Annotated in this window: 15 protein-coding genes; 11 read left to right on the top strand and 4 right to left on the bottom strand. The window is 44.6% G+C overall.

Annotation, left to right across the window (positions count from 1 at the left end; genetic code table 11):
• Window positions 1-113: 113 nt before the first annotated feature.
• From DCMF_RS15700 to DCMF_RS15675, 6 genes are all read left to right on the top strand, one after another.
• Entirely contained in the window at window positions 114-1466 is a 1353-nt protein-coding gene (locus DCMF_RS15700) for a CpaF family protein (protein WP_148135294.1), read from the top strand.
• Between the two features lie 27 nt (window positions 1467-1493).
• Complete coding sequence (locus tag DCMF_RS15695; protein ID WP_236860340.1) at window positions 1494-2447, top strand: type II secretion system F family protein; 954 nt, start codon at window positions 1494-1496, stop codon at window positions 2445-2447.
• Between the two features lie 54 nt (window positions 2448-2501).
• On the top strand, window positions 2502-3425 hold the full coding sequence (locus tag DCMF_RS15690; RefSeq protein WP_214658644.1) for a type II secretion system F family protein: 924 nt from the start codon (window positions 2502-2504) through the stop codon (window positions 3423-3425).
• A gap of 79 nt (window positions 3426-3504) precedes the next feature.
• The gene (locus DCMF_RS15685) at window positions 3505-4116 is read left to right on the top strand and encodes a hypothetical protein (protein WP_148135291.1); all 612 of its coding nucleotides are present in this window, start codon (window positions 3505-3507) and stop codon (window positions 4114-4116) included.
• Window positions 4117-4181: 65 nt separating this feature from the next.
• A complete protein-coding gene (locus tag DCMF_RS15680) occupies window positions 4182-5276 on the top strand; it encodes a hypothetical protein (RefSeq protein ID WP_148135290.1) in 1095 nt (364 codons plus the stop codon).
• 37 nt (window positions 5277-5313) lie between these two features.
• Window positions 5314-5655, top strand: a complete 342-nt coding sequence (locus DCMF_RS15675; RefSeq protein ID WP_214658643.1) for a DUF192 domain-containing protein — start codon at window positions 5314-5316, stop codon at window positions 5653-5655.
• On the opposite strand, the gene DCMF_RS15670 is transcribed toward DCMF_RS15675, so the two are convergent.
• Window positions 5645-6592 (bottom strand): phosphodiester glycosidase family protein, encoded by a 948-nt coding sequence (locus DCMF_RS15670; protein WP_236860038.1) that lies wholly within the window; start codon window positions 6590-6592, stop codon window positions 5645-5647. The two genes, DCMF_RS15675 and DCMF_RS15670, sit on opposite strands and share 11 nt — an antisense overlap.
• A gap of 197 nt (window positions 6593-6789) precedes the next feature.
• Here DCMF_RS15670 and DCMF_RS15665 point away from each other — a divergent pair, with 197 nt between their 5' ends.
• The 3 genes from DCMF_RS15665 (at window position 6790) to htpG (ending at window position 10448) form a co-directional block, all read left to right on the top strand.
• Window positions 6790-7545, top strand: a complete 756-nt coding sequence (locus DCMF_RS15665) for an ABC transporter ATP-binding protein (protein ID WP_148135288.1) — start codon at window positions 6790-6792, stop codon at window positions 7543-7545.
• Window positions 7526-8446 (top strand): SufB/SufD family protein, encoded by a 921-nt coding sequence (locus DCMF_RS15660; protein WP_148135287.1) that lies wholly within the window; start codon window positions 7526-7528, stop codon window positions 8444-8446. The genes DCMF_RS15665 and DCMF_RS15660 overlap by 20 nt, the downstream gene beginning before the upstream one ends.
• Before the next feature lie 136 nt (window positions 8447-8582).
• Window positions 8583-10448 carry a molecular chaperone HtpG gene (gene htpG, locus DCMF_RS15655; protein ID WP_148135286.1) on the top strand — a complete coding sequence of 622 codons (1866 nt, stop codon included), beginning with the start codon at window positions 8583-8585 and terminating at the stop codon, window positions 10446-10448.
• Window positions 10449-10503: 55 nt separating this feature from the next.
• On the opposite strand, the gene DCMF_RS15650 is transcribed toward htpG, so the two are convergent.
• Complete coding sequence (locus tag DCMF_RS15650) at window positions 10504-11508, bottom strand: copper amine oxidase N-terminal domain-containing protein (RefSeq protein WP_148135285.1); 1005 nt, start codon at window positions 11506-11508, stop codon at window positions 10504-10506.
• A gap of 224 nt (window positions 11509-11732) precedes the next feature.
• A complete protein-coding gene (locus DCMF_RS15645) occupies window positions 11733-12548 on the bottom strand; it encodes a copper amine oxidase N-terminal domain-containing protein (RefSeq protein ID WP_148135284.1) in 816 nt (271 codons plus the stop codon).
• A gap of 428 nt (window positions 12549-12976) precedes the next feature.
• Between DCMF_RS15645 and DCMF_RS15640 the strand changes: the two genes are divergently transcribed.
• Window positions 12977-14035, top strand: a complete 1059-nt coding sequence (locus tag DCMF_RS15640) for a tetraprenyl-beta-curcumene synthase family protein (protein WP_236860037.1) — start codon at window positions 12977-12979, stop codon at window positions 14033-14035.
• Window positions 14036-14139: 104 nt separating this feature from the next.
• Here DCMF_RS15640 and DCMF_RS15635 read toward each other — a convergent pair whose 3' ends face one another.
• Window positions 14140-15141: a polyprenyl synthetase family protein gene (locus tag DCMF_RS15635; protein WP_148135282.1), complete on the bottom strand. Its 1002-nt coding sequence runs from the start codon at window positions 15139-15141 to the stop codon at window positions 14140-14142.
• A gap of 169 nt (window positions 15142-15310) precedes the next feature.
• On the opposite strand from DCMF_RS15635, the gene DCMF_RS15630 reads away from it, so the two are divergent.
• On the top strand, window positions 15311-15814 hold the full coding sequence (locus DCMF_RS15630; RefSeq protein WP_148135281.1) for a DUF3024 domain-containing protein: 504 nt from the start codon (window positions 15311-15313) through the stop codon (window positions 15812-15814).
• Window positions 15815-16000: the final 186 nt, after the last annotated feature.

The following is a 16000-nucleotide window of genomic DNA, read 5'->3' as shown; positions in this document are numbered from 1 at the left end:
AGGCGGGAGTCTAACGCCAATTAAGTCATGCATGTGCAGTTCTAGAATTCAGATGGAGTAAAGGAATCCCCAGATGAATTAAGAACTTGCTTTAACAAAAGGAGTGGGCTTACATGTCTTTATTGCAGCGTTTAGAGAAACGAAATGCTCCTCAGGAAACCGTGATGGAACAAGAAAAAAATTATGCGAAGGAAGAGTTTAAAGATAAATACGGGGAATTAAAAATAAAGGTACATAAAGAAGTAATTGAAATTTTGGATAAGGAGTTGAAACAAAACCGGGGGTTTTCCGACAACGAGATCGCGAAAAAAGTGGAAGAAGTGATTAATACTATTTTGGAACGGGAGGCCAGTTTCTTGCCCTATTCCGAAAGACAAAAAATTTCTTCCGAAATTTTGGACGAGGTTTTAGGGTTAGGCCCGATAGAGTCCTTAATTAGGGACAGCGATGTCAGTGAGGTGATGGTGAACGGCCCCCATCAGGTTTTTATGGAGAAAAAAGGAAAGATACTTTTGTCGGAGATCCGTTTTCGGGATGATGAGCATGTGATGCATGTAATTGAAAAAATTGTCGCCCCCATCGGCCGAAGAATTGATGAAAGCATGCCCATGGTTGATGCCAGATTACCGGATGGCTCCAGGGTAAATGCCATTATTCCCCCTTTGTCGTTAAAAGGACCGGTGGTAACCATTCGCAAGTTTTCCCGTGATCCTTTAAAAATTTCCGACCTGATTCGATTTGGTTCTCTTATACCGTCCATGGCGAAATTTCTGGAAGCCTGTGTGCGGTCCAGGCTCAATATTGTCATCTCCGGCGGTACGGGGAGCGGCAAAACAACCACATTAAATGTCCTCTCCGCATTTATTCCCCATGATGAACGGATTGTTACCATCGAGGATGCCGCTGAGATTCAACTGCGGCAGAATCATGTAATTACCTTGGAAACGAGAGCGCCGAACATTGAAGGAAAGGGTGCTGTGACCATGCGGGATCTGGTACGTAACTCCTTGCGCATGCGGCCTGATCGGATTGTGGTAGGTGAGGTGAGAGCAGGAGAGGCCCTGGACATGCTGCAGGCTATGAATACCGGCCATGACGGCTCTTTGACCACAGGGCACGCCAATAGCCCCCGGGATATTCTTTCCCGGTTGGAGACCATGGTATTAATGGCCGGAATGGATTTGCCCATCCGGGCCATCCGGGAGCAAATTGCTTCGGCGGTAGATATCATTGTCCAGCAAAATCGTTTAAGGGACGGGAGCCGGAAAATCACCCATGTGACGGAGGTGTTAGGGATGGAAGGGGATACCATTGTTTTACAAGATATCTTTACCTATGAGCAAACAGGAATAGATCCGAGTGGAAATATAATCGGGGCACACCGGGCAACCGGTATCATGCCCAAATGTGTGGATAAGTTTGAAGCGGAAGGCATTTTTCTTCCTCAGGATATCTTTATGAAATAAAGAACAGGAGGATGATCGGTGGAGATCATGATTGCCGCATGTAGCGGTATTACCGGAATCAGTCTTTTTTGGGGCCTCTATTTACTGCTCACGGAAAATAGGCGAAAGATGACGGAAAGAATAAAAAAGTACACCAAAGATCACTCGGGCCATCATTCGGATGAAAATCAGAGAAGAAAAGGGAGAATGAAGGTAAAAAACATCTTGCGTGCGGCCGGAAAGATTTTTGCTTCCCGTTCCTTTACCAAAAAGGTGGAAGAGGAGTTGTCCAAAGCGGGCATTCCTCTTCGGGGAGAAGAGTTTATTGTCCTTAATATTATCAGTTTTCTGGCGGGAAGCGTAGCAGGTTTGTTTACCAGAGGGATTGGCGCTGGAATGGTATTTGGCGCATTGGGAATGGCTTTTCCTTATTTACTTGTCAAAAGAAGAAAACGAAAGAGACTGGAAAAGATCAACTCGGAGATCAGTGATTGTCTTACCGTAATGACAAATTCCTTAAGGGCGGGATACAGTCTCCAGCAAACGATGGATTTGGTAAGCAATGAAATGACAGGCCCCTTAGCAATGGAATTAAAAAAAACGATCCGGGAAATAAATTTTGGTACGCCCACGGAAAAGGCTTTAAGCAATTTGGCAGCGCATGTGGAGAGTGAAGACGTGGATTTAATGATCACCGCAGTTTTAATCCAAAGGCAAATCGGCGGTAATTTGGCCGAAATCCTGGATAATATTTCTTATACCTTACGGGAACGCATCAGAATTAAGGGGGAAATTAAAACTTTAACCGCGCAAGGGCGGATCTCCGGTTTAATCATCGGTTTTATGCCCCCGGCTATTTTTGCCCTCCTTTTGGTGATCAACCCTAGTTATATCAGCGTCTTGATCCAAAGTAAAACCGGATTTTTTATCATGCTGGGGGGAGTGCTTTCTGAGTTGTTTGGGGTGATCATGATCAGAAAAATAGTAAATATCGAAGTGTAAGTCTCCCAGCAGAATTTTAAAGTTTTATTTATGGCCGGGATTGGAGGGAGTAAGGTGTTCATTTTTATTATCATCATGGGCTTTATCACAGGGTGTTCCTTTATTTACGGGATCTACCTGATCGTAGCCGCGGACCGTTTACAGATCGAAAAACGGTTGAAACAAATCAAGCAAAAAGCTGTTCCCAAACATGAGATAAATGAGGAATTACAGCGCTCCTTTTTTGACCGGGTCATCCGGCCCATTCTCAAATGGGTTTCTCTCATTACAAGCCGGTTTACTCCCGTGAAAAAAAGAGTTGATTTAGAGAAAAAGCTGCTATTAGCGGGAAGACCCATGGGGCTAACTTCCTACGAGTTTATTTCCCTGTATTATGCTATGGCGGTACTTTTCGGATTGATCAGCTGCAGTTTGGCTTTTGCTGCCAGGTTAAATATCCTCACCCAAATGGTCTGCGGCTTATGGGGGTTGTTTTTGGGGTACTTCATGGTTGAACTTTACTTGAGAATGAAAACGAGAAGCAGACAGGAGCAGATCTCCAAACAAATACCGGACGTGTTGGATTTATTGACGGTAAGTGTGGAAGCCGGATTAGGCTTTGATTCAGCTCTGAGCCGGGTGGTGCAAAAAGTGAAAGGCCCCATTTCGGCAGAATTCTCCACTGCGCTGCAGGAGATCAAAATGGGTAAACAGCGCAAGGATGCTTTAAAAGATTTAGGAAGCAGAACCGGCGTAGAGGAACTAAATGCATTTATCAGCGCCGTGATCCAGGCGGACCAGCTGGGTGTGAGCATCGGCAATGTGTTAAGAGTGCAGTCGGCCCAGCAGCGTAATGCCAGGAGACAGCGCATTGAAGAAAAGGCGATGAAAGCTCCCATCAAAATGCTGCTCCCCATGGTGTTTTTTATTTTTCCCACCATCTTTATTGTGATATTGGCACCTGCTGTGATTCAGTTAATTGAGAATCTGTCCAAATAATAATTTGCCCAATATTTGTGCGAAAAGAGAGGATAGGGTAAATTGTCCCTCTAACTTCATGAAATAGGAGGTGTCCTGAGTGCCGGACGATCCCTTGCAGAGAAGAATTGATTTTTCCCTCAATCTGCTGTGTGCGCTAAAAAATATCCAAAATCAATTGGCTCATGAATTATTAGAGATAGAAAAGACCTCGGGTTCTGTTTACGAAAAAATTTTTGATGAAGACAGAGGGAATATCCAAGACCAAGTTGATAAATATAAGGCAAATATCGAAAAAAATGTAGCGTTAAATTATGAAATCATGAATCAAATAAACTTATGGTATGATTTTGTGAAAAATCCCAGAAAAATGAAAGGATTGTTTTTTCCTGTTCAATTCTATTTCTATCAAAGAAAACTGAAGAAAAGGATCAGAAAAATAAATCGGGAAATTGGCAGCATGACCATTGAAAACCGATTTATCATGGAAAAGCTGACCAACTGGGAGCAGGGGCTGGAACAAAAAGCCCTCCTGCAGATCAAGGAGGGTGATTATTATCAGGGGTATCTGCGGCTGGAAACAAGAAAAAATGAACTAGTTTCAGATTTGGAATATGTCCTATCGACCCTTCCCCTCCCATATCCTGTTCAGTTAGACTTCAAAGATATTGACGGCTTCATGACACAGCTGAGAGGGATCTCTTCCCTGTAATTTATGATAGCGCCTGTGGCCTTATGCAGTCCTTCAAGGGTAAGAAAACAAGGATGTGAAAGGATATGTATACAGAAAATATTTGTTTGAAAGACTATCCGGAATGGTATCGATTGGAAAGAGAGACGGAAAAAATAATTAACAAGCTTTCTCGGGGGGAAGAATTAAAGTTCTATCTGAAAAATCCGGATGAATATATCCGGCGTCTTGCGATTTTAAGGATCAATAGCCTGAAATTAAAAGGTGCCGTCAATGCTCTGGAGGGAATCTTGGATGACCCGTCGGAAAGTCTCAGCAATAAAGAATTAGCTGCCTGGACGATTAAATCCATTTGCTTAAAATGGCAGATGGAATTATTTATATCTCATCGAATGATCTATAAATTTACCGGAAGTGAGCAATACTATGATCTCTTTAGGATCAGTTTTGAGGATTCATTTTCTTCCCCCCGGTTCAATCTCTCCTCATCGCCCCTTACTTCAAAATTAGAGCGGGAAAACGGAAATCACCATCGAAATCAGGATATTCGCTTTGAAACATGTTTTTCCTTTCAGGAATGGTTAAATGCGTGTTATAGCGAATTTCTCAGCACCGGAAAGCAAAAGCTGATCAAACTTCCTTCCACCATCCTAACAATGGCAAAGAGTCTTTCTGAGAAATTTTTTACCACCTGGTACAGCAAAGTAAAATTGTTTTTTACCTGTAAATTACCCTTGATGCTCACTAATTTGCTCTCCAATCTCAAAACAAATGAGAAAAATAAAAGAAAAACTTTCTTAAAATACGAGAGGTACCCCAAAGATTCGGAACGTAAAAAAAGCGCCCCACTCGTTGTTTGCGTGAGAGGCGCGGTAGATCGGATATTTTATCTATTTTGTTTTCCCCTAAGATTAATCATGAAGCATAAAATGGGTACCCTGGCCGCTTTATGCGCCTGCTATTGCCTGCTCACATTTACAGATACGGGAAAAATAATTTCACAGAAATATTTTGGCGTAAGTTTTTACGACTTGCAAAATCAATACCTCAATGAAAAATTTATGGAAACTTGTGATGAGATCACGACTATTGTGAAGAAAGTATTGATGATCGCCTGGCTCCAACTGAAAGATATCGGGGACTGGCTGTATGATCAATGGCTGGAAGAAATCCGTAAATAAAAAAGCTGAGGAAAAACCATCTGGGGAGAGAAAGGATATGAAAGTTATCAAAAAGGATGGTCATATACTGATCGCTGACCGGGTCATGGTTGCTCAAACTTTTTGGCGCAGGTTGATCGGCCTGTTAGGCCGAAAGGGCCTGGGAGAGCGGGAAGGCCTTTTATTGCGCCCCTGTGCCGGGGTACATTGTATGGGAATGCGGTTTCCGATCGATGCTGTTTTTCTGGATAAAAATAACCGGGTGATCAAAACGGCAAATCACCTGGCCCCCGGTTTTACCGCTTGCCAAAAAGGCGCAGTAGCGGTTTTAGAATTAAAAGCAGGACTCATGAAGGAGAAAAACATTGCCTTGGGTGACCGGCTGATCTTTATTGAATAATAAAGGCCGAGGGCAACCTTCTTTCCCCGTACTGACTGCTGGGGCTGTTGATCAGCTTTTCCTCGTAGTACATGGTGCTTGAGGATCCTCCATCCAAATTTGCCGCATTGACGGCTCCATATTCCAGCATGATGTCTTGGACATCTTTCAGCGTAGCGCCGATGCTGGATACCTGGCGTCCGTCAATCACCAGGAGAAGGACCGTGCCGTCTTTTGTTTGACCGATGGCGGTGCGGGGGGCGATTCCCCAGCCGCCGTTTCCCGTGGTGATGGCAGGTACGCCGTTCACAATAATAAAAGGGCGAAAGGATACGGCGTCACGGATGTCTAGCTTTTTTATTTCCTTTAAAGTATATTTTCCCAGCACCAGCACATTTTGTTTCGTGAATCCGATCACGTTATATTTGGATGATTTATCTGCGTAAAGAATTTCTCCGTCTTCTATAATGATTCCTTCCGGTACGCCTCCCGTTCCATGGCCGCCCGGATCAATAAATCCTCCTGCGTTGACGCCTCCCACGGCATGGTATTTTTCGATGATTTCCTGTAATTTCATTCCTTTTGATCCTAAATGCTCCGACGTCCCTACCTTAATCCTTTCCGGACGGCTGACCAGAAGCAGGTACCCTTTAAAGGTGGATGTGCTCACATCTATGAGCTGAATATGATCCGGCAACTGGTTCTCTTCTTCAATAAGATCTACATTCGTTGGGAAAAGAAATTCGGTTAGGGCATTTTTACGCATGATTTCGGCGATTTTATCCGCGGAAAAAAATATCTTGGCTAGATATTGGTGCTGCATGGTGGTCATGGCGGAAGTGACATACAAGTCCCTCAAGCCGGTAAAAGGTCCATACAAGACGAAGGCCAGGCTGGCTATGCCGGTAAGGAAAAGCAGCATCAAAACAAGAAAAAAATTTTTCAAGAATTTTGCCATATCCAAAGGCTCCCGTGTAAAGATTTTTTCATGCGGTATTTTTCTGGGCGGATCTTTCATGTCCTCTAATTGGTATACGAAATTTTAGGGATAAAAGTTCCGCAGTTTTTTTGGAATATTTTTGTGTGCCCCATCCTCCTGCTATATTTTTTCGAGAGAATCATGTAAAATAGTGAAATATAAAGGAGGTTGCACCGATGCTGGAATTAAAAGATATTACCTTTCAGGTGGACGAAGAACAAGGACAGTTCGATATCCTAAACAAGATCACCTTTTCCCTGCAGGAAAACAAGATCTATGTGATCACCGGACCCAATGGGGGAGGGAAGTCTTCGGTAGCGAAAATTATTATGGGCATTTACCGGCCTACCTCGGGAAAAATATTTTTTCAGGGGCAGGACATTACTGATTTAAGTATCACCGAAAGAGCCCGTCTGGGCATTGGCTACGCTTTTCAGCAACCTCCCCGGTTTAAAGGGATCAAGGTGAAAGAGCTGCTCCAGTTAGCGGCGGGAAAAAATCAGGATATCAACGTGTATGACCTGCTTCTGGATGTGGGACTTTGCGCCCAGGACTATTTAGACAGAGAAGTAAACGCCAGCCTTTCCGGAGGGGAATTAAAGAGGATTGAAATTGCCACCATCCTGGCCCGAAATCTAAAACTGGCGGTTTTCGACGAACCGGAAGCCGGCATCGACCTGTGGAGTTTTCAAAAACTTGCCGAAACCTTTGCCAACATCCACAAAAAATATCAGACCGCTATTGTGATTATTTCCCACCAGGAAAGGATTTTAAACCTGGCCGATGAGGTGATCCTGGTGGCCAATGGAGAAATCGCGGAGATTACTACCAAAGATAAGGTTTTGGCCGATATCCAGAAAAGGGATCTGGACTGTATGTGCAGTAAAGCTTGCGACAAAGGAGTGGTACCGCGTGCTCAATACGGTAGATAAGGTTTTATTAGAGGCTGTAGCCGGCCTTCATGACATCCCTCAAGGCGCCTATAATATTCGCAAAAACGGAGCAGGAATCAGCCGGGGTACTACTGCCAACATCAATATTGTCACGAAAACGGACAAGCCGGGTATCGATATTCTGGTAAAACCCCACACCAAAGGGGAAAGTGTGCATATTCCCGTCATTGTCTCTGCCGAAGGCTTGGAGGATGTGGTTTATAATACCTTTGAAATTGGGGAAGGGTCCGACGTGCTGGTGGTGGCGGGATGCGGCATCCATAATCCGGGCAGCAAAAAGGCGCAGCATGACGGCATTCACGATTTCCATGTGCGCAAAGGGGCCCGCCTGAAATATGTAGAGAAGCACTACGGCCAGGGGGAGGGCAGCGGAGAAAAAATTCTCAATCCCAAAACCATCATTGAAGTGGAAGAGGGTGGAGTAGCAGAACTGGAAATGGTGCAGATTAAAGGCGTGGACCGGACGAAAAGGGATACGGAGGTCCGGCTGCACAAAAATGCCCGCCTGATCGTGGTGGAAAGGCTGTTGACCTACCGGGACCAGACGGCGGAATCGATCATCAATGTGGAACTGGTGGGCGAAGACTCTACGGCGCAAATTATCTCCCGCTCCGTAGCCCAGGATACCTCCCAACAGGTGTTCCACCTCAATATGCGGGGAAAAAACAGGTGCCGCGGGCATATCCAGTGCGATTCCATCATCATGCACCAGGCCCGGGTCTCCTCTGTTCCGGAGATTAGCGCTTTCCATTCGGATGCCCAGCTTATTCATGAAGCCGCCATCGGCAAAATTGCTTCCGAGCAGCTGACGAAACTGATGTCTCTGGGACTGACAGAAAAAGAAGCGGAAGAGACCATTCTTCAGGGTTTCCTGAGATAAGCCGGCAAAACTGGATAAAGGGAAAAATTGTTAGCACTCAATTGAGATGAGTGCTAATTTTTTCTTGAAATTTTTTTGCGGGAGAGATAGAATAAATAATAAAAAATTTACATTTAGAGATATTGGAGGGATTTCCTTGCATCAGGAAAACGGCAGTATTTCTATTCATACGGAAAATATTTTTCCCATCATCAAAAAATGGTTGTATTCCGACAAAGATATTTTTGTCCGGGAACTGATTTCCAACGGGGTGGATGCCGTAAATAAATTAAAAAGACTGTCTGCCTTGGGAGAGGCTGACGTGGCGGAGGACACGAAATACTGGGTCCGGGTAACCTTCGATAAGGACCGGAAAATACTGCACTTTAGGGACAACGGTATCGGCATGACGGCGGAGGAAGTAAAAAAATATATCAACCAGATTGCTTTTTCCGGGGCCGAGGAATTTTTGGCCAAATATCAGGACAAGTCTGATGAAGGGAACCAGATTATCGGCCATTTTGGCTTAGGTTTTTATTCCGCCTTTATGGTCGCGGACCGGGTGCAGATTGATACCCTGTCCTATCAAAAAGATGCGGAAGCGGTAAGGTGGGTATGTGCCGGCGGCACGGAATACGAGTTAAGCCCGTCCGACCTTACAGAAAGAGGAACAACCGTTACCTTGTATTTGTCCGAGGAGTCCGGGGAGTTTCTTGATGAATTCAAGCTCCGGGAGATCATCGACAAATATTGCTCCTTCCTGCCCGTAGAAATTTTTTTGCAGGATGAAAAGCAGCCGGACCAGGCCAAAGAGGAGAAACCCCTGAATGATATCCATCCTCTCTGGATGCGGGATCCGAAGGAGTGCACCAGTCAGGACTATAAGGATTTTTACTATAAGGTATTCATGGATTATCGGGAACCTTTATTTTGGATTCACCTCAATGTGGACTACCCCTTCCACCTGAAAGGGATTCTCTATTTCCCCAAAATCAGCACGGAATTTGATCGCCTGGAAGGGAAAATCAAACTATTTAACAACCAGGTTTTTGTGGCGGACAACATTAAGGAAGTGATTCCGGAATTTTTACTGCTCTTAAAAGGAGTCATCGATTGTACCGACCTGCCCTTAAATGTGTCCCGCAGCTTCCTGCAAAATGACAGCAACGTGATCAAAATCTCCCGGCACATTACCAAAAAGGTGGGGGACAAGCTGTCGGAGCTGTTCCAGGGAGAGCGGGAAAAGTACAATGGGTACTGGGAGGATCTCAATCCTTTCGTGAAATATGGGTGCATCCGGGAAGACAAATTTTATGACCGGGTGAAGGATATTTTAATTTACCGGACCACCAAGGGGGATTATGTGACCTTGCAGGAGTATTTAGACCGGAACAAATCCCAGCATGAGAACAAGGTATTTTACGTCAGTGATGAAAAGCAGCAGGCCCAGTACATCAACCTCTTTAAAGAGCAGGGCTTGGAAGCGGTGATTTTGTCCGGGACCATTGACCTTCATTTTATCCAGTTTATCGAAAGCAAAGAAACCGGGGTACACTTTAACCGGATCGATTCCGATCTCTCGGAAAGCATGAAGCGGACGGATCAAGAGGATGACCGGGAAATGGGGTCAAAATTGGATGCCATCTTTAAAAGTGCTTTAAATAAGGAGCAGCTGAAACTGCAGGTGGAGCATCTGAAGGCCTTGGAGATGCCGGCTATGGTTCTGCTCAGTGAGCAGTCCCGGCGCATGCAGGACATGAGCGCCCTTTTCGGCCGCGGGGACATGAAAAATATGTTTCCCGACGAGGAGACCCTGGTCTTAAACGCAGACAACGATTTGATCAAATCCATCGCCCGGCTGGGTGAGCAGCCGGATAAAAAAGAAGAAGCGGAGATGATTTGCCGGCATGTCTATGACCTGGCCATGCTGAGCCACAAGCAGCTGGAGCCGGCGGCCATGACGGAGTTTATCACGAGGAGCAATAAGATTCTGAGTTTGTTGGCTCAGGAAAGAGAAGGATAAAAGACAAACCCGGCAAGGAACATGTTCCTTGCCGGGTTTTTATGAAAATTTTAATTTAATCGTAATCCGAGTATCGTTTGAAACTTCCCGATGTGGACAAAGAAGCCATGTTTGCATCGGAGTCGCTGCTGTCCTTAATATAGCCCTTCACATCGGCGTCATCATACTCGTCTTCAATATCCCCTTGGATGTCTAGCATAAAATCTTCAATTTCATCGTCGTCCAGTTCATCCCACTCATCTTCGAAGCTGGAGTATTTAATTTTCACTGTAAAGGTAATGGTACCGCTTGTGCTTCCGGAAAGTGAAATAGAAAGTTTGTCGATATCGCCCAATTCATCATAGTCATCCTCCAACTCATCTGCGAAGTTACTGAGGCTGCTGGAACTGCTGCTGATTTTTACCGTGCCGCTGGAGTTGACGGTAAAGGTCTTTAGAGTTGTGGAACCGTCTCTTACCGTCCCGGAAATGTCCGGGTCGTCATATTCATCGTTAAGGTCGTCCGCGATATATTGGAGCAGTTTGGTTTGCTTGGTGCTGGAAAGATCGTCCCAGTCATCTTCATCACCGATATCGACTTTCACGGTAATTTTGCTGGTACTGCCGCTTAAGGTAATGCTTACATCCATTTTTTCGTAATCTTCGTAATCCCTATTGAGCTGTTTTTCCATGTCGCTTAGACTCTTGCCGCCGCTTTTTGCGGCTAGTTGCGTTTGCAGAACCAAAATTTGATTGTCCTTTTCCTTGATTTGGGCCTGTAAACTGGTGACCAGATTATCCGGTTTGTCCGTAATGGTCACTTGCTGGAGGGTGGCGTTCCAGTCCACATTCTTGTTAAAAAGATTGGCAAAGGCCCGTAAGGGCAAATAGGTGCTGCCGTTGACGATAATGGGCTGGCTTTCCATGGTCACCTGCTGTCCGTTCAGTAAAATTTTTAGGGCTTTGAACTGGGCATTTAAGGTAGCGGAAATGCTGGCAGCGAAGCTTGTGGTGCTAAAAGACAGGGACAGAACCAGAACAGCAACCATGATGGCGATAATCTTTTTTTTCTTTGTAAACATATGTACCTCCTTAAATGATAATTTTTTATATTTTTCAAAAAATTTTTTAGTATATTATAGCATAGAGACGAAAAATTTCCTGAAATTGTTCCCGAAAATTTTTTATTTCTTACTAAAATTAAGAGTTTTTTTATGTTCTGTTTTGCCGGTAAAAATAAAGGCAAAACGATTGTTCAATCGTTTTGCCTTTATTTTTTAATCGTACACTAATCTAGCATGAAAGTCTAATCAATTTCTGCGTTGTCACCATTATCAGCGGTGAAGGTATCCAATTTATTGTTGCTGTCATCAGAATCATAGAAAGTTCCTGTAATGTCGCAATCTTCAAGTTCGTCTACTTTCCAGACATCATCGCAAATATCGTCCAGGTAGTTGAGGATCCCCTCCGTATCAATGCTGTACCAAAAGTCCTCATTATCTTCATAATCTCCATCTCCAGCGTCAACAGCATCGTCCAATTCTAAATAGATTTTGATGGTGATATCATCTTCATCCCCGGATACAACGATTTCATCAAATCCAATATCGTCATTGTCCATATAATCCGAATCTCCGGGGGAATCATAGTTGTCATTCAAGTCGCCTTCCAAATCATCGATCGCATTATCAACGTCGTCCTCATCATCATTTGAATTGCTGTCCAGTTCATCTTCCAGATCGGCAATTTTGTTCTTCGCGCTTGTGAGCTGGGCATTTAACGTGATGATCTGGTTTTCTTTTTCCGTGACTTGCGCCTGTAAGCTGGTCAATTGATTATCCGGTTTGTCCGTGATGGTCACCTGCTGCTGAGCCGCATTCCAGTCTACATTTTTGTTGAAAAGATTGGCAAAGGCCCGTAAGGGCAAATAGGTACTGCCGTTAACAATAATGGGCTGGCTCTCCATGGTGACCTGCTGCCCGTTCAGCAATATTTTCAGTGCTTTATACTGGGCTTTCAAGGTATTGGAAACAGTGTCTGCGAAGCTTGTGGTACCTAAAGAGAGAGCCAGAATCAGAGCGGTAACTGTGATAGCGATAACTTTTTTCTTCTTTGTAAACATATGTACCTCCTTGGATTTTAATTAGTATTTATATTAACTTTAATTATAGTTAATAAAGATTTTTTCTTCAACAAAAAGAGAGAAATATCAAAAGAAATAATGATCCGCTTTCGTTATTATTATATAGAAGTCATGTTACAGGTTTGTTACAGTCAATATCTGTTATCAGCCTATTATATCAGTAATAAACATGCACGCCAAATGATTTTTTGCCCATTTCTCAAAAGAATATCTTTTCAGGGTTAATTTGCATTTTTTCAAGGCATATTATAGAATAGAGACGAAATTTTTCCTCCCTTTGTTCCCGAAAAAATAAGTCAAAGGTCGAAAGTTAAAAGTCAAAAGTCAAAAAACTTTACCGGACCTGAAAAATTTTGACTAACTTTCAATTTTAGACTTTGGACTTTAGACTAAAGGATGTGCTTTTTTTGCGTCAGGCTATGGAGCAGTGGATTTTGGTGATGCGGTTTATTAAGGAAGTGTTTCCGAAAGTAGAACAGGCTTTGGCAAAGTGGCGGGAGCGGGCGGAAAGGATTCCTGATCAGGAATTACGCCGTCAGGCCTTGGCCAGTATCCATATGAAACGGTTCCATTGCCAGGGAGGAAGTATTTATGCCTTATATCCCGGGGTAAACCAGGACCTCATGGTCCGGTTTATTGTCGCTTTTCAGACGATCAGCGATTATCTCGACAACCTGTGTGACCGGGCAGGATGTGAAGAGGAAAAGAGTTTTCGCCAACTGCACCTGGCGATGACGGAGGCCCTTTCCCCTGAGCTTCCTTTGTCGGATTACTATGCCTATTATCCCTACCGGAATGACGGAGGCTATCTTACCTCCTTAGTTGAAGAATGCCGCGCCTGTTTAAGTCATTTTATTTCTTACCGGCTGGTACGCAAAGAGGCGGTAGCTTTAGTCTCCCTTTACAACAGCCTCCAAAGCCTGAAACATCTTGGGGTGGACCGGCGGGAAGAAAAGATGGTGGCCTGGGCCTCTCCCTGTGTAACCGATTATCCGGATATCTCTGTTTGGGAATTTGGGGCTGCCTGCGGGTCCACTTTGGGGGTTTTTGTATTGTGCGGGGCCGCTTGTGCTGCCGATTTAACAGAGGAAGACGTGAGGAAAATAAAAACCGCCTATTTTCCTTATCTGTGCGGGCTGCATATTTTGCTGGACTATTTCATTGATCAGGCGGAGGACCGCCGGGAAGGCGATTTGAATTTCTTTTTTTATTACCATGACCCAGGCCAAATGAAGGAAAGGCTGGCCTACTTTTTACACCAGTCTCTCACAAAAGCCGGCATGTTGGAGCACGCATCCTTTCATACCGCCGTGATTGCCGGGATGGTCTCCTTATATCTGTCTGATCCCAAAACATCGGAGGCATGGCTGAAAGGCACGGCACGCACTTTAATCAGGAAGACCGGAAAAACCTGTACCGGGTGGTACCTAATCTGTAAACTGCTGCGCCGGAAAAAAATAATTTAATGAGTCAGAAGTCTAAAGTACCAAGTCGAAGGCTGGCCGCAGAGTCTTGAAGCGCAGTTAAGGATTTGATACTTTTGACCTTTGACTTTGGGCTTTAGACTGAACTATGAGGTGCGTTCCAAAGCTTGATCCACAATGTATTCCAGCATGTTCCGGCTCATGCCCTGAGGCAGTTTGGCCAGCTCCGCCTTGGCGATCCCGGCACAATGGGCGGCCACGTTTCGGGCTTGGTCCAGCAGTCCGGTTTGGTTTAACAAATCGATGATCATGGCGCAATTTACTTTGTCCAACCGCCGGGTTTTGATGATTTCCCGCACCTGGGGGCCATGTTCCGGGTGCTTTAATAAATATAAGACAGGAAGTGTTAAATTACCTTGAGCCAGGTCCTGGCAGACCGGTTTACCTAGAATCTCACTGTGGCCGTCAAAATCTAAAAGATCGTCAATAATCTGAAAAACATAGCCCAGGTTAGTCCCGTAGATTTGTAAAGCGGTTTCTCTGGCCTCGCCGGCATGGGAAATGATCCCTCCGGCTTGACAGCACGCCGCCAGGAACTTTCCTGTTTTTTGGTATATTTTGTGGAAATAATCCTCTTCTAATTGAGATGTACGGAACAATTGGTCCGCTTGGGTTATTTCCCCTTGACACATTTCTTGGATCGCCGTGACCATTAGTTTTAAGGTGGCATGGAGTTGGGCGGATACCAAGAGGTCAAATGCTTTGGCAAATAAAAAATCCCCTGCTAAAACTGCGTTTTTTTGCCCCCAAAGGGCATATAAAGAGGGTTGGCCCCTGCGCACCAGGGACTGGTCGATGATATCGTCATGGACCAGGGAGGCCATATGAATTAATTCAGCCGCCGCCCCCGCAGCGACCAATCGGTCTCCGGAAGGGGAAGAAACTGTTTTCCCGCTTAAGATTACTAATAAAGGCCGAAGTCTTTTTCCTCCTGATTCCAGAAGATAGGTGCACATGTCCACGATGGTTCCTGTGCCGGATCCAATCACTTCATGAAGTAAAGATTCCACCTGGGTAATTTCCGGGACCAGCTGCCCTAATTTTGTCTGCTGGGTTGTCCAGGGCTGGTTGGTATAGATTTGTTCCATGCTTGAAAGACCTCCTTGCGGTGTTTCTTAGTATTTGCTGGAATAATAAAAAATATTGGTGCATAATTACCATAAGGAAAAATTAAAAAATAGGATATGCTTTTTAGGTGAGCCAGGGTAAAATGAGGTATAGTTTTTTTGTCGACTCTTAGTAAAGGAGAACAGGATAGTGAGCCCACATGAAATAGAAAGAATTGTCAAGGCGACGATTGAGGCGATGGATATATATGGTGGAGACCGGGGCTTTATGGAATCAGTAAAAAGATTTAATCTGGGTGAAGAAAAACTGGAATTATGGATCAGTGCCTACGAAGCAGGAGGAATTTCCGGTATTCGGGCCTTAACGGAGCTTTTTACCCCGGACAAGGAAACCATGAAAGAGGCCTTAAATCAAATTAATGACTTTTTTATTACTGCTTGGCCGGCTTTGCAGTACCGGGTAGTACGGCGTCAAAACAGAATCACGGTCAGTATTAAGAATAAGGGGCAAAGCGGTTTTTACGATCTCTGCCAGTTGAGATACACGCCCTTTGACGGTATGTGGCATTTGTACTGGAAAAGAAGCAACGGGAAGTGGTGCCCCTATGTTTCGGATATCGAGAATATCGGCGGATTGTTATGGAAGACCTTATACCTGTTAAAACTGGATGAATTCGGCTGTTTTTTCGGATAAGAGAAGGGGGTGGGGATGCGGATTTTGTCTGGGAATGAGCAAAAACCGGGTCTGGCCTAGAAAAGGGTTAATTTATCATATTCTGGAGATAATAAAAACCAAGGACATCTGTCCTTGGTTTTTTTATCTTTTCAGAGATTTACCAGTTTGAAAAGGCTTCCGCCGTCGCCAGAGGCCGGGCGCAAG

The sequence above is a fragment of the Candidatus Formimonas warabiya genome, assembly GCF_002777255.1.
GTDB lineage: Bacteria > Bacillota > Dehalobacteriia > Dehalobacteriales > Dehalobacteriaceae > Formimonas > Formimonas warabiya.
Note: the sequence above shows the minus strand (reverse complement) of the source record. Positions and strands in the feature narration are given on the sequence as shown.

Excerpts from the sequence above, each read along its gene's own strand:
- DCMF_RS15700 (WP_148135294.1), top strand. The coding sequence starts at position 114 with ATGTCTTTATTGCAGCGTTTAGAGAAACGAAATGCTCCTCAGGAAACC.
- DCMF_RS15695 (WP_236860340.1), top strand. The coding sequence starts at position 1,494 with ATGATTGCCGCATGTAGCGGTATTACCGGAATCAGTCTTTTTTGGGGC.
- DCMF_RS15680 (WP_148135290.1), top strand. The coding sequence starts at position 4,182 with ATGTATACAGAAAATATTTGTTTGAAAGACTATCCGGAATGGTATCGA.
- DCMF_RS15675 (WP_214658643.1), top strand. The coding sequence starts at position 5,314 with ATGAAAGTTATCAAAAAGGATGGTCATATACTGATCGCTGACCGGGTC.
- DCMF_RS15670 (WP_236860038.1), bottom strand. The coding sequence starts at position 6,592 with ATGGCAAAATTCTTGAAAAATTTTTTTCTTGTTTTGATGCTGCTTTTC.
- DCMF_RS15665 (WP_148135288.1), top strand. The coding sequence starts at position 6,790 with ATGCTGGAATTAAAAGATATTACCTTTCAGGTGGACGAAGAACAAGGA.
- DCMF_RS15650 (WP_148135285.1), bottom strand. The coding sequence starts at position 11,508 with ATGTTTACAAAGAAAAAAAAGATTATCGCCATCATGGTTGCTGTTCTG.
- DCMF_RS15645 (WP_148135284.1), bottom strand. The coding sequence starts at position 12,548 with ATGTTTACAAAGAAGAAAAAAGTTATCGCTATCACAGTTACCGCTCTG.
- DCMF_RS15635 (WP_148135282.1), bottom strand. The coding sequence starts at position 15,141 with ATGGAACAAATCTATACCAACCAGCCCTGGACAACCCAGCAGACAAAA.